This window comes from Variovorax sp. Varisp41 (genome assembly GCF_047325085.1).
Taxonomy (GTDB): domain Bacteria; phylum Pseudomonadota; class Gammaproteobacteria; order Burkholderiales; family Burkholderiaceae_C; genus Variovorax.
Genome location: NZ_CP168540.1, coordinates 3,030,880 through 3,044,506, shown reverse-complemented (window position 1 = coordinate 3,044,506; position 13,627 = coordinate 3,030,880). Strand labels below are relative to the sequence as shown.

The window sequence follows — 13,627 nt, the reverse complement described above, 5'->3', positions numbered from 1 at the left end:
GCCGGCGCATGCTCTGAAACTGCCTCCCGAGACGAGACATCAGGAAGCACCGATTCATGCAGCGACGAAATTTTCTCCAGGCCGGCGCGGCCCTTGCGATCCCCGGCCTTGCCGGCGCATCGCACGCACAGGCCTTTCCCTCCAAGCCGATCCGCATCGTCTGCCCGTATCCGGCCGGCGCCACCACCGACGCGATCTCGCGCCTGATGGCGCATGCGCTGCAGACGGAGAGCGGCGCCACGGTGCTCGTGGACAACCGCGGCGGCGCGGGCGGCAACATCGGCACCGAAGCCGTGGCGCGCGGCGAGGCCGACGGCCACACGCTGCTGCTCGCGGCGCTCGGCCCGATGGCGGCGAATGCGGCGCTCTATCCCAAGCTCAATTACGACCCGGCCAAGGACTTCGCGCCGCTGGCCTGGACCGCGTCGGTGCCGCTGGTGATGGTGGCGCATCCCGCGTTCCCCGCGCCGAACCTGCGCGCGGCGCTCGAGGTGCTGCGCAAGGCGCCGGGCCGCTACTCCTACGCCTCGGCGGGCAACGGCACGCCGCAGCACCTGGCGGCCGAACTCTTCAAGCGCGAGGCGCAGGTGTCGATCCTGCACGTGCCGTACCGCGGCTCGGCGCCGGCGCTCAACGATCTGATGGGCGGCACCGTGCAGCTGCTGTTCGAGGCCACGCCGGCGGTGCTGCAGCACATCGTGTCGGGCCGGCTCAAGGCGCTCGCCGTGACCAGCCCCGCGCGCATCCCCGCGCTGCCCGAGGTCCCGACGCTCAAGGAGAGCGGCGTCGATGCGCAGATCGGCGGCTGGTACGGCTTCGTCGCGCCCGCGGCCACGCCGAGCGAACGCCAGGCCTGGCTGGTCGAGCACATGGGCCGCGCGCTGGCGCAGAAGAACACGCGCGACAAGCTCGCGGAACTGGGATCGATCACGGTCGACAGCTCGCCGCAGGCCTTCGCGCGGATGATGGCCGGCGAGCGCATCCGCTGGCAGCAACTGATCCGCGAGGCCGGCATCAAGCTGGACTGAGGTCGCGCGCCATGCCCCACATCGTTGTCGAGGCGTCGCCTCCCCTGCTCGCGGCCATCGATTGGCCGCGGACCCTGCGGACGCTGCACCGCGCGCTCGCGGACAGCGGATCGGCCGCGCTCGGCGATCTGAAGTCGCGCGTGCAACCCATCGTGGCCGAACTCTGCGGCGACGAGTCCGGCGCGCAGCAACTGATCGCCACGCTGGTGCTGACGAATCCGCGCGCGAGCGAGGTGAGCCAGCGGATGGCCGACACAACGTTCACGGTGCTGTCCCGCGCGGTCGAGGCACTGTCGCCCGGCCAATGGGTGCAGTGCTGCGTGTTCCTGCGCGAACACCCCAAGGCGAACTACTGGAAGCAGCAGTGGAACCCGCCCTCGAAACCCCACCATCCATGAAAGGGATCTTCCAGATGAACGCCAACCCCTCCATCGGCAGCCTCGAGCGCCGCAACATCCTGCGCGGTGGCGCGGGCACGGTGGCGGCCGCCGCGCTGTCCGGCCTCGCGGCGGGCGAAGCGCGGGCCCAGGCGCGACCGAAGGCCGCTACCGGCCGCCACTGGCCGAACGGTGCGCGGCTCGTGATCTCGGTGTCGATGCAGTTCGAGTCGGGCGCGCAGAGCGAGCACGACAACGGCTCGCCGTTTCCGCCGATGGATGCGAAGTACCCGGACCTGCCGGCGCGCACCTGGTTCGAATACGGCGTGCGCGAAGGCATCCCGCGGCTGCTCGACCTGTGGGACCGGCATGGCGTGAAGGTGACTTCGCACATGACCGGCCAGGCCGTGGAGCGCAACCCGCAGCTCGCGCGCGAGATCGTGCAGCGCGGCCACGAAGCCGCCGCGCATGGCCAGACCTGGACCCCGCACTGGGACATCTCGCCCGAGCAGGAGCGCGCCTCGTACCAGGCCAACATCGATGCGCTGCTCAAGGCCACCGGCACCCGTCCCGCGGGCTACAACGCGTTCTGGCTGCGCGGCACGCCACGCACGCTCGGCATCCTGCAGGAACTGGGCTTCACGTACCACATCGACGACCTCTCGGCCGACGAGCCGATGACCACGCAGGTCAACGGCAAGCCCTTCGCGGTCGTGCCCTACACGCTGCGCATGAACGACATCGCGCGCTTCGGCGCGGAGGGTCCGCTCACGGCCGCGGCCTTCGGCCAGGAGCTCAAGGACGAGTTCGACCAGCTCTATGCCGAGGCGGCCGGACGCCGGCGGATGATGTCGATCTCCACCCACGACCGCATCGGCGGCACGCCCGCGCGCGTGAAGGCGCTGGGCGAGTTCCTGGCCTATGCGAACAAGCACCCGGGCGTGGCCTTCGAACGCAAGGACCGGATCGCGCAGTGGGCGCTGTCCATGCAGGGCGTGCCGAGCCGCACCTATTGAACGGGAGCCTCGGCTCAGGGACTGAAGAGGAGCAGCCCGAAGATCGCGAACAGCGCCAGGTGCATCCAGCCCTGGACCGCCGAGGTCTTCTGGCCGTTGAAGCTCAGCATGCCCAGCGCCACGGTGGCGATGTAGAGCACCGTCTCCGTGTTCGAGATGCCCATGATCACCTGCTTGCCGGTCACGAGGCCGATCACGAGCACGGCCGGCACCGTCAGTCCCACGGTGGAGACGAAGGCACCGAGGCACAGGTTGATGGCGCGCTGCATCTCGTTGTTCATCGCGGCCTTCACGGCCGTGATGGACTCGGGCGTGAACACGATGATGGCGATCAGGACACCGCCCAGGGCGGTGGGCGCGCCCGCCGCCGCGATGCCGTAGTCGGTGACCACCGCGAGATGGTGGGCGAGCAGCACGATCGGCAGGATCAGCGCGATCAGCAGGGCCGAGCGCAGCACGAGGAACTTCGTGTCCGTCCGCGCGGGCTGGGGCAGCAGGCCGACGGCATGGCGGGCCGGGTCGGCATCGCCGCCCGGCGCGGGCTCCATGTAGAGCTTGCGGTGGCTGCGCATCTGCAGGCCGAGGAAGACCGCATAGACCACGGCGGTGATGGCCGAGATGCCGATGGCCTGGACGCGTGTGAACGCACCCGCGCCGCTCAGATACTTCGGCAGCACCAGCGCGATGCTGGCGAGCAGCACCACCATCGACAGGTACGAGGCGGTGCCCTGCGCGTTGTAGCGCTGATGGCCGTTGCGGCCGTGGCCCGCGATCAGGCACAGGCCCATCACGAGGTTCATGATGATCATCATGACGGCGAAGATCGAGTCGCGGCCGATGGTGGGGAAGTCGCCCGGCCCCAGCAGCACGGAGGCGATCAGCACCACCTCGATCAGCACGATCGACAGCGTCAGGATCAGGGTGCCGTAGGGCTCGCCCAGCGCATGCGCGAGATGGTCGGCTTCCTTCACCACGCCGAAGGACGCGGCCAGGATCGTGACGAACAGCGCCGCGAACGCGATGCCCGCGGTGACCGGTGTCATCGAGGGGCCGAGCCAGCCGGCGCCGAAGACGGTAAACGCGCCGACGACGGCCCAGGCTGCTATCAGCAGCAGCCAGGTCTGCGGTGGGACGGAGGTGGTGGCGGCGGTGAGGGGCTGCGCGCTGCGAGGATGGACCATGGTTGAACTTCACAGGAAGTGCAGGGTCGTCCCCGGGGCGGCGATCGCGCCCTGGAGTCGTCCCCGGGGCCGAGCGTGGCAGTCACGCTGCGGCGGACTCTATCACGGGGAGCGCGCGTCGCCGGGACCCGGCTGCCCTCAGGTCGCCTTGCGTGGCGGCGAAGGGGCCACCATGGCCATGAGGCTGTCCATGCTCTTCTCGACGATCTCCATGTCGAGGTCGGGCTCGCGCGCCGCGCGAAGCACCAGGCCGTCGATGAAGCAGCCGAGGGCCATGGCGCGGATCTGGATCTCCTTCTCGCTCACTGTCTCCCCGGCTTGGACGGAGAGGTCCGTCAGCCAGGCGATCAGCGACGCCCTGGCTTCCTTGTCGGCGTCGACGATGTGCTTGGCGATCGCCTCGTTGCGCGTGCTTTCCGCGCTCATTTCCAGGATCAGCGGCGGGCTTGGAACATCGGGGTCGCCCGCGAGCCACCGGCGCAGGTATTCGCAGATGCGGGCCGTCACCACCTTCGGCGTCAGTCCGGCGATGCCCGGGCCGAAGCCGGCCTTGACCTGCAGGCGCATGAGGCCGAGAACGATCTCCTCCCGGCTCGAGAAGTAGCGGTAGATCAGCCCCGGGCTCATCTGCGCGGTCTCGCTGATGCGGGCGATGGTGCCCGCATGCAGCCCGTCCTGGATGAAGCAGGTTCTCGCGGCCTTCAGGATCCTCAGCTTCTGCAACTCGGCCCGCTGTTCGCTGCTGGGAGACGAGCGCTTGATCTTGTTATTCACGCGTGAATTTCCTTGAGGTGTGGTGTCGGCTGGCTGGGGAGCTTACGTCGGCGCTCATGGAGTAAAGAAAGTATAAATGCTCATTCATTTTTCATGATCTGAGAGGCAAGCTTTCGCGGCGCTGGCGCCCTTGTTTCTGCTGTTTGCGGTTGCATTCGTTTTCCCCGAAGAAGGCCGCTGTTTGCTGACAATCGACTGATCTTGCCGAGGGGTGGGCGAGAACTAGTTCCTCCTTTCCGGGGAAATATGACACTTGTCCCTAGGAATCTGGTCAGCAGTGTCGTGGTTGCGCGAAGACTGGAGTAACCTAAAAAAAACTGAATGTTCACTCTCTTTTTGTGGCGCGGATTGTGTTTACGAAGAAGTGGGCCGAAAGGATTCAATTGCAGGGAAACAAATTGCAGGCGGCTGGCGCGGTACGGGAGGGTGCGGTCCGCGATCGCATTCTCCTGGCCGCGAGTGCGTGCTTCGCGGAGCGCGGCATCCGGCCCGTCTCCATGGTGCATATCTGCGACGCGGTCGGCATGAGCCCTTCCGAGATTCGCCTTCACTTCGAGACCAAGGACGACATCGTGCTGGCCTTGCTGGAGCGCCTGCAGGGCATGGGCCTCGGCGACTTGCCGGATCTGCGGCCCGAGACCGTGGCGGCGTTCGTCTGCGAGCGGCTGCGCAGTTGGCGCGCAACGGGGGCATCGAATGCCGCCTTCGTGCTGGAGGCGGTCGCCGAAGGTACTCGCAGGGCGCGCGTGGCCGGCGCAACGGCCGAAGCGCTGGCGCTCGAGCGTCATGCGCTCGTCGCGCTGTTGCAGGCCCGCATGCGCCAGGCCTGCAAGGCGCTGCCCGAGGCCGAGGTGCGCGGCCGGGTGTTCGCCTTGCAGTGCTTCGTCGAAGGCGTGGTGCTGCGCGTCGCTCGCGAACCGGACATGGATCTCGACATCGTCGGCGAAAGCGTCAGGCGCTTCGTTGCCCAGGCGGTCCCGAGCTTCGAGCCGGAAACACCGACCCTCGGAGTCTGCGCATGAGTCCCGCCACCAACACCGGGCAGGGCCTTTCGAGGTCGATTTCCTCGCTGGCGCTGGTTTTCGGCGACGAGCGCAATCGCGGCACCCTGCGCAGCGCGCTCGACTCGCAGGGCTTCGCCTCGGCTGCCTTCGATTCGGTGCAGACCTTGTGGGAGTCGATGTCCTCGGGCCGTCACTACGACGCGCTGATCGCATGTGCCGACAAGGGATGGAGCCAGCGGCGCTGGGCGAATCTTCGGACCATGGTGAAGCTGCCCATCCTGGTCGTCGTGTCGCGCGATGCCCTGGAACTCGCGGCCACCTTCGACGAGGACTCGCTGAATGGCGAGCGGATCGAATTCGCCACGGCGCCGGTGGATGGCGCCGAACTGGCGATGCGGTTGCGATTGCTCCACACGCGCAGGCAAGGGGGACACGTGCCGTCTGCCGAGGAAGACCTGATCTGGGGCAGTTTTCATTTCAAGCGAGCGGCGCGCGTGGTGTTGGTCGATGGCGTGGAAGTGCGCTTGCAGCCGCGCGAATTCGAGGTCGCCTGCATCCTGTTCCAGAACCTCGGCAAGGTCGTCGCCCGCACGGAGATCGAGGAGCGGTTGTTCGACCGGCCCAGCAGCCCCGGTTCGCGGGTGCTCGACGTGCACGTGACGCGTGTGCGCCGCAAGCTGGGACTGGGCCCGGAGAAGGGTATCAGGCTGTTGACGATCTACGGAGTCGGGTACCGCCTGGTCGCCCTGAATCCATCGCCCTAGTTGCCGGCCTGGCGAGGCCTTCGCTGCCGTCGACGTGGGTGGGCAGCGTGGCCGACGGTCGTCCGTGAGGCGGCGAGCCACGGGGCATTGTCATCGCGACTCAATCGTCTGAATCGACGTCAAGCCATGCGGGATTCATGCTCAATTCAACTCAATGGGAGATCGCTGATCGAAAACTCGTAGTCAAGAAATCAACCAAGGAATATCAATTCATCTCCGGGCTTTCTGCGTTCCCGCGGCAGCCGGCGATGTTTGTCTCGCAGGGCCTGCCGCCATCGAGCGGGCTCTCATCGATTGAAATCAAGGAATCCAATGCTCAAGCATCCCCTCTCCAAACTCTTCGCGTTCGTGGCCGTCGGCGCCCTCTCTCAAGCCGCGATGGCCTCTGACGGCACCATCAATTTCCAGGGCGAAATCATCGATGCCACCTGCTCGGTGGCGCCCAGCAGCCAGAACAAGACCGTGCAACTCGGCAAGATCGTGAGCCGGGCGTTCACCGGCATCGGCACCATTTCCACGCCGGTCGACTTCAGCATCGATCTGCTCGACTGCAAGACCGACACGCTCAAGAATGCCCAGGTCACTTTCTCCGGCACCGCCGATGGCGACAACCTGGCCATCGCCAATTCCGGGCAGACCGTGGCGGCAGCAACGGGCGTATCGATCCAGTTGAAGGATTCGACTGGCAATCCGATCAAGCTGGGCACGCCGTCTCCCAAGTACATCCTGGGCAACGGCACCAACTCGCTGCAATTCAAGGCGAACTACTTCGCGACCAAGGACTCGGTCACGGTCGGCCCGGCCAACGGCATGGCCCAGTTCACCGTCGCCTACAACTAAGTTCGGGCGTTCCACGGCCGCGGCTCCTGCAGCCGCCGGCCGTTGGCGCCGCCTCGAGGCGGCGCTCCTCTCCGCTTTTCTTTTTTCTTCATGTTTCGTACGGCGGCGCGCCGCCGCATGGGGCGCGTGCGCCCGAAAACTCCTATGTGCAGCAAGCAGACATTCGGTTGGGCCCTGGCCATGGCATTGGGACTGGGCATTTCATGGCACGCCGATGCGGCGGTATCGCTCAGCGGTACGCGCGTGATCCTCGGCGAGAAAGAGCGCGAGGCCTCGATCCCCATGCGCAATACCGGCGGCTCGCCCTATGTCATCCAGGCCTGGGTCGATGCGGGCGAGGGCCTGACCGACGTGCCGCTGCTGGTCACGCCGCCGCTGTCGCGGCTCGATCCCGGCAAGGAAAACATCCTGCGCATCCTGCGGATGCCCGGCGAATTGCCGCGCGACCGCGAATCGGTGTACTGGCTCAACGTCAAGGAGATTCCCGAGAAGACGCAGGAAGAGAACGTGCTGCAGATCGCGGTGCGTACCCGCATCAAGCTGTTCTATCGTCCCGCCGCGCTGTCGGGCCAGCCGGCGGATGCGCGCACGCAGCTGCGCTGGAGCGTCGCTGCCGGTGCGCAGGACCAGGGGGCGGTGCTGAAGATCCGCAACCCCACGGCCTATCACGTGACCTTCACCGGCTTGACCGTCAATGCCGGTCAGCAGGTGATCCGGGCCGTCATGGTCGCGCCGCTCGCGGAGTCGAGCTTTCCGCTCGATGCCATGAAGACGCCGCAACCGATCGAGATCCGATTCACCACGATCAACGACTACGGTGGCGAAACGCCCGAGGAACGCGTGCGCGTGCCCGTGGCCGTCGAGCCCGTGGCCTTGACGCCCGAGGTCGTCGATACGCCATCCACCAGCGATGCAGCACGCTGAGGTCATGCGCCGCATCCTGCGCGCCGCGCCGTTCCGTCGCACGCTGTGTGCGACGGTCATCGCGAGCCTCGGCATTCCTGCGTTGGCGCAGCAGGTCGCCGGTTCGCGTTTCGAGGAAGAATTCCTCGGCATCGGCGGCGGCAAGCAACCGCGCGCCGATCTCTCGATCTTCGCCTTCGGCAATCGGGTACTGCCCGGCACCTATGCCGTCGACGTGACGGTCAACGGGCGGGCCGTTGGCCGCAGCACCATCCGTTTCGACGACGTGCCGGGCACGACCGATGCCGTGGCCTGCCTCACGCGCGGCATGCTGGACGGATGGGGTGTCAACGTGGAGGCCTTCCCCGCGCTGGCCGGCGCGGCCGACGATGTCTGCGTGGACCTGCCGGCCAGCATTCCCGAAGCGACCGTGAGCTACGACGCGGGCCAGCTCGCGCTGTCGCTCGGCATTCCGCAGGCGGCGCTCAAGCGCGCGGCGCGCGGCGCGGTCGAACCGGCGCGCTGGGACAGGGGCATCACCGCCGCCATGCTCGACTACCAGCTGAACTTCGCGCGCCACGGCGGCGACAACCAGCGCGAGCGGCCGAACCTCTTCGCGAATTCGCCGAGCCTCTTCGACGCCAATCCTTTCCTCGACCGCAGGCGCCAGGATGCCCAGCGCAACACGCTGTTCGCGGGCCTGCGCGGCGGCTTCAACATCGGCGACTGGCGCCTGCGCCACTACTCGACCTACAACCGCGACACCAACGGCCGCGGCCGCTGGCAGGCCGTCACCACCACGCTGCAGCGCGACCTGCCTTCGATCCAGGGGCAACTGCAGATCGGCGACGGCAACACGCCCGCCAACTTCTTCGACAGCGTGCCGTTTCGCGGCGTGCAGATCGGCACCGACGAGGCCATGCTGTCCGACAGCCAGCAGGGCTACGCCCCCACCATCCGCGGCATCGCGCAGACGAACGCGCGCGTCACGGTGCGCCAGAGCGGCTATGTCGTCTACAGCACCTTCGTCGCGCCGGGGCCGTTCGTGATCGACGACCTCTATCCCACGGACTCCGGCGGAGACCTCGAAGTCACGGTCACCGAAGCCGACGGGCGCGAAAGCCGATACATACAGGCCTTCTCGGCGGTGCCGACGCTGCTGCGCGAAGGCACCTGGCGCTACGGCGCCACGGTGGGCAAGTACCGCAGCGCCTTCGGCTACAGCAGCAGCTACATCGGCGACATGCGCCAGGGCGGTGCCGGCACGCTGCTGGCACCGTGGCTGCGGGAACAAGGCGCGCGCATCGAGCCGGTCTTCGTGCAGGCGACCCTGGCGCGCGGCCTGGGCAACGACTACACGGTCTACGGCGGCTTCATGGCCTCGAGCCGCTACCAGTCGGTGCTGGCCGGCGTGGGCAGGAACATGCGCAGCTTCGGCGCGCTGTCACTCGACCTCTCGACCGCCAGCACCACGGCGCCGCGCGGCCTGCCGACCGATCCGGCCGGCACGCCGATGGCGTTCGCGCTCGGCGGGAAGGAGCGCCAGAGCGGCCAGTCGCTGCGTTTCCTCTACGCGAAGTCCTTCGTCGACAGCGGCACCAACTTTCGCGTCGCGGGCTACCGCTATTCCACCAGCGGCTACCGCACCTTCCAGGAAGCCGTGGACATGCAGGCGCTGTCGCCGTCCGAGCGCCTCCACAGTCGGCGCAACGAGCTGCGTTTCGAGCTCGCGCAGAAGGTCGGCGACTGGGGCTCGCTCTTCGCCTCCGCGCGCCAGCAGAGCTATTGGGGAACCTCCTTCAAGGACCGGCTGGTGCAGGTGGGCTGGTCGGGCAGCTACAAGCAGTTCAGCTACAGCGTCTTCTACAACCGCAGCGCCTACCAGGACCGCCGTGCCACGAGCCAGCTCATGTTCACGCTGAGCATTCCGCTCGGCACTTCCGCGGCCAGCGCGCAGTACGCGGTCTCGCGCGATCGCGAGGGAAACACCAGCCAGCAGGTGAGCCTGTACGGCGCGGCCCTGGAGGATCGCCGCCTCAGCTACAGCGTGAGCGCCAGCCATGCGAGCGAGCAGGGCGCCGGCGGCAGCGTGGGGGGCAGCTATCTCGCGCCTTTCGGCCGCTTCGACCTCGGCCACTCGCAGGGCCGGGGCTTCCGCCAGACCACCTTCGGCATGGCGGGCGGGCTGCTGGTGCATGGCGGCGGCATCACGCTGTCGCAGCCCCTGGGCGAGACGGTCGCGCTGGTGCAGGTGCCCAAGGCCGGCGGGGTCGGTTTCGACGCGCGTCCGGGCGTGGTGACCGATGGCTCGGGCAGTGCCGTCATCCCGAACCTCAGCCCCTACCGGCTCAACCGCGTGGCGGTGCGCACGCAGGACCTGGGGGACACGACGGAAGTGAAGTCCGCCGCCACCGAACTCGTGCCGACGCGCGGCGCGGTGGTGCTGACGACCTTCGAGACCTCGGTGGGCTACCGGCTGATGCTGACGCTCACCGACGGCCGTGGACAGCCGCTGCCCTTCGGTGCGCGCATCGAGAACGACGCCGGCCAGGAGGTCGGCATCGTCGGCCCCGAGGGCCGGGCCTATGTGACCGGCGCGGGCCAGAACGGCCGCCTCGCGGTGCGCTGGGGCCAGCGCTCGGCGAACCAATGCGCGGTGTCGTACAGCCTGCCCGAAGAGGCCAGTCCCTCGCCCGTTCGCCAGTTCGCGGGCCGGTGCACCGATGAGGCGCAGGCCGTCTCGCTCAAGGGCCGTCGATGAGATCGCGTCCTTCGTTCGTCCAGGCGAATTGCTACAGGGGCGACGCGTGCCCGAACTCCCACGTTTCATGAAGTAGAGAAGACATGTCAATCAGAACGATGGCGCGAAAGATCCGCGTGTTGGCGCTCTGGACTGCTGTCGCCGTGGCGGCGACCGCGGCGCAAGCGGCCGATTGCTTCTATTCGGACGCCATACGAATTGGCGATTTCAGCTTCGACTTCGGCCAGGTGATCGTGGACAACAATCAACCTGTAGGAACTGTCCTGGCGCATCGGGAGGGCAACCTGAGAAATGCCTGGATCGCCGACTGCGGCCTGGGTCAGTCGCTCGCCGTCCAGGCTCGAGGAGGGCAGGGCGCGCTCGTGAGCAACACTTCCATGTGGGAGAAGGTCTACTCGACGAATGTGCCTGGAGTGGGATACCGGATCCAGGTCATGGGAGGACGAGACGATGCCCAGGGCGCTCTTCCCTACGATTTCGTGGTCTACAACGTCATTTCGAGCAATGTCTCGTCGCAGTACCGAGGCTGGTTCAAGTTCAACTTCGATCTGATCAAGACGGCAAAGCGCGTCGGCAACGGGCCGTTGACGCCTGGGCTCTACGGAGAAGTAAACGTCGCCAACAAACCGCAGGACTATTATTTTCGTATTCGCCTGAATGGCGGCAAGGTCGTCGCACCTTCGTGCACCGTGACCGAGCCATCGCGCAAGCTCCTCGTTCCGATGGGCCGCGTGCCGATCCGCGATCTCACCGGTGGCATCGGAACCGTTGCACGCGATACGCCGTTCAACATCGAGGTCGCTTGCCAGGCGGCACCGGGCTCCGTGCAGTCCACCGTATCGATGACCATGGACCCCACGAACGCGACCACGCTGCCGGGCGTGCTGGGGATCAACGAAGCCGGCTCGGCGGGAACCACGGCCAGCGGCGTCGGCATCCAGGTGCTCGACGCCCAGCGCCGACCCGTGGAGTTCGGCAAGGCGATGAGGGTGGGTGAGTCGAAAGACTTCACCTATGCCGTGCCCTTCGTCGCGCGCTACATGCGCACCGGTGGCGAGCTGAAGCCGGGCATTGCCAACGGGACCGCGACCATCACGCTGACGCATCAGTAGGCGGCTGCGCACGCGCGTCGTTTCCGTTCGCCTTCTGCCTTGAATTTCGAGACTTCTCGCGTCGATCGCTAATAAATCCTAGTTAAATTGAATGATAAAAATAAATTCACTATTTCAAATTAACCATTGGTCGCTAATATGAAGGATAGTTAATCACGTTGCCGGATCATATTGTTTTGTGGGATGTGTTTCTATTGCATTGCTGGATAGGATTTCATTGGTCTGCAGAAGATGTGCAGGCTAATTATTAGTATCTACTTTTATTAAGGAATCCAATGCTGAAGAATGCATTCACCAAGCTCGCAGTAATCGCCGCTGTCGGTGCCCTGTCGCAAGCCGCAATGGCCGCCGACGGCACGGTCAACTTCACGGGCGAAATCACCGACAGCATCTGCTCGGTGGCGCCCGAGAGCGTGAACATGACCGTGCCTCTCGGCAAGGTGTCGAAGAACGCCTTCCCCGCAGTGGGATCGGGCTCCACCGTGGCCAAGTTCACCATCAACCTGCGTGACTGCCCCGCGGGTACCAACAAGGCCAAGGTGACCTTCTCCGGCGCCAGCGTCCCCGGCAACATCGCCGCGGCCGAAGGCCTGCTGAAGGTCAACAACTCCGGCTCGACCGTCGAAGCCGCCAAGGGCGTCGGCATCGAGATCGGCGATGCGAATGGCCTGAAGATCCCCCTGGGCGCGGCCTCGTCCGAATACATCCTGGGTGCCGGTGACAACAACCTGAAGTTCCAGGCGCGCTACGTGTCCTTCTTCCCGGTGACGCCGACGGCGCCGTCCACGGACGCCCTGACCGCCGGTCCGGCCGACGGTACCGCGCAGTTCTCGATTGCCTACAACTAATCGGGCTTGATGGCATGGGGTCCTTGCGGCCCTATGCCTTCATCGACGCGCTTTCGGCGGCGTAAGGCCGCGCAGCTTTCGCGTCGGAATTTCCTTTTATCGGCTTTTTCTTCGAGGCGTCGTTGTCGATGCGTCGGGGTGCTTGCGTGCGCGTGATGGGCGTGGCTCGCGCAGGGGACTAGATATGTGCAGCAATCAAAGAATTCGGTGGGTCTTCGGTGCCCTGGTGATGTTCGGGCTTCAGGCGCTGGCGGGTGCGAGCGTGATGCTCTCCGGCACGCGCGTGGTCCTGAACGAGAAGGATCGCGAGACTTCCCTTCCGATGAAGAACACCGGCACCTCGCCCTATGTGGTCCAGGCCTGGGTCGACGCCGGCGAAGGCAACATCAAGACCCCGTTGATCGTCACGCCGCCGCTGTCCCGGCTCGATCCGGGCAAAGAGAATCTCTTGCGCATCATGCGTGTCGGCGGCGAATTGCCGAAGGACCGCGAGTCGGCGTTCTGGCTCAACGTCAAGGAGATCCCCCAGAAGCCGAACCAGGAGAACGTGCTCCAGGTGGCGATACGCAACCGGCTCAAGCTGTTCTACAGGCCCTCCAATCTTCCGGGCTCGGCCGCGGAGGCGCGCGGCCTGCTCAAGTGGTCCGTGAGCGAGGGGCCTCAGGGTCAAGGCGCCGTGCTCAAGGTCGGCAATGCGAGTGCCTTTCACGTCACCTTGCTGAAACTCACGGTCAACAAGGGCCAGGGCCAGGACAAGAAGGACCAGGAGGAGCTCGATGCGGGCATGGTCCCGCCGTTCGGAGAGCTGAGCTTTCCGATCCGCACTCTCAAGAACCCGCAGGCCATTCAGATCAACTTCACGACGATCAACGACTACGGCAGCGAAACGCCCGAGGAGTTCGTCAGGGTGCCCGAAGGCGCTCAACCCGTGGCCTTGACGCCCGAGCTGGTGCCGAAGGCCGAAGCCGCCGCCACCAACCGCACGCAGCGCTAGACCGATGCGGTGCACATATGTCCGG

Annotated in this window: 13 protein-coding genes; 11 read left to right on the top strand and 2 right to left on the bottom strand. The window is 66.2% G+C overall.

Annotated elements, in window-relative coordinates:
- Positions 1-56 precede the first annotated feature (56 nt).
- The 3 genes from ACEN9J_RS14175 to ACEN9J_RS14165 are packed head-to-tail and all read left to right on the top strand — an operon-like array spanning position 57 to position 2,421.
- Positions 57-1,028 carry a Bug family tripartite tricarboxylate transporter substrate binding protein gene (locus ACEN9J_RS14175; protein WP_413764392.1) on the top strand — a complete coding sequence of 324 codons (972 nt, stop codon included), beginning with the start codon at positions 57-59 and terminating at the stop codon, positions 1,026-1,028.
- A gap of 11 nt (positions 1,029-1,039) precedes the next feature.
- Entirely contained in the window at positions 1,040-1,426 is a 387-nt protein-coding gene (locus tag ACEN9J_RS14170) for a 5-carboxymethyl-2-hydroxymuconate Delta-isomerase (RefSeq protein WP_413764391.1), read from the top strand.
- Entirely contained in the window at positions 1,423-2,421 is a 999-nt protein-coding gene (locus ACEN9J_RS14165) for a polysaccharide deacetylase family protein (protein ID WP_413764390.1), read from the top strand. Before ACEN9J_RS14170 ends, ACEN9J_RS14165 begins: the two co-directional genes overlap by 4 nt.
- A 14-nt stretch (positions 2,422-2,435) precedes the next feature.
- Here ACEN9J_RS14165 and ACEN9J_RS14160 read toward each other — a convergent pair whose 3' ends face one another.
- Entirely contained in the window at positions 2,436-3,602 is a 1,167-nt protein-coding gene (locus ACEN9J_RS14160; RefSeq protein ID WP_413764389.1) for a calcium:proton antiporter, read from the bottom strand.
- Between the two features lie 138 nt (positions 3,603-3,740).
- On the bottom strand, positions 3,741-4,376 hold the full coding sequence (locus ACEN9J_RS14155; protein ID WP_261209722.1) for a TetR/AcrR family transcriptional regulator: 636 nt from the start codon (positions 4,374-4,376) through the stop codon (positions 3,741-3,743).
- 350 nt (positions 4,377-4,726) lie between these two features.
- Between ACEN9J_RS14155 and ACEN9J_RS14150 the strand changes: the two genes are divergently transcribed.
- The 8 genes from ACEN9J_RS14150 (at position 4,727) to ACEN9J_RS14115 (ending at position 13,602) form a co-directional block, all read left to right on the top strand.
- A complete protein-coding gene (locus tag ACEN9J_RS14150) occupies positions 4,727-5,398 on the top strand; it encodes a TetR/AcrR family transcriptional regulator (protein ID WP_413764388.1) in 672 nt (223 codons plus the stop codon).
- Positions 5,395-6,144 carry a winged-helix domain-containing protein gene (locus ACEN9J_RS14145; protein WP_261209726.1) on the top strand — a complete coding sequence of 250 codons (750 nt, stop codon included), beginning with the start codon at positions 5,395-5,397 and terminating at the stop codon, positions 6,142-6,144. Before ACEN9J_RS14150 ends, ACEN9J_RS14145 begins: the two co-directional genes overlap by 4 nt.
- Positions 6,145-6,456: 312 nt before the next feature.
- Complete coding sequence (locus tag ACEN9J_RS14140) at positions 6,457-6,984, top strand: fimbrial protein (RefSeq protein ID WP_296741117.1); 528 nt, start codon at positions 6,457-6,459, stop codon at positions 6,982-6,984.
- A 180-nt stretch (positions 6,985-7,164) separates the two neighbouring features.
- Positions 7,165-7,908: a molecular chaperone gene (locus ACEN9J_RS14135; RefSeq protein WP_413764387.1), complete on the top strand. Its 744-nt coding sequence runs from the start codon at positions 7,165-7,167 to the stop codon at positions 7,906-7,908.
- Entirely contained in the window at positions 7,895-10,648 is a 2,754-nt protein-coding gene (locus ACEN9J_RS14130) for a fimbria/pilus outer membrane usher protein (RefSeq protein ID WP_413764386.1), read from the top strand. The genes ACEN9J_RS14135 and ACEN9J_RS14130 overlap by 14 nt, the downstream gene beginning before the upstream one ends.
- A gap of 83 nt (positions 10,649-10,731) precedes the next feature.
- The gene (locus tag ACEN9J_RS14125) at positions 10,732-11,760 is read left to right on the top strand and encodes a fimbrial protein (protein ID WP_413764385.1); all 1,029 of its coding nucleotides are present in this window, start codon (positions 10,732-10,734) and stop codon (positions 11,758-11,760) included.
- 341 nt (positions 11,761-12,101) lie between these two features.
- Positions 12,102-12,608 carry a fimbrial protein gene (locus ACEN9J_RS14120; protein ID WP_413764384.1) on the top strand — a complete coding sequence of 169 codons (507 nt, stop codon included), beginning with the start codon at positions 12,102-12,104 and terminating at the stop codon, positions 12,606-12,608.
- A 184-nt stretch (positions 12,609-12,792) separates the two neighbouring features.
- Positions 12,793-13,602 carry a molecular chaperone gene (locus ACEN9J_RS14115; protein ID WP_413764383.1) on the top strand — a complete coding sequence of 270 codons (810 nt, stop codon included), beginning with the start codon at positions 12,793-12,795 and terminating at the stop codon, positions 13,600-13,602.
- Positions 13,603-13,627: the final 25 nt, after the last annotated feature.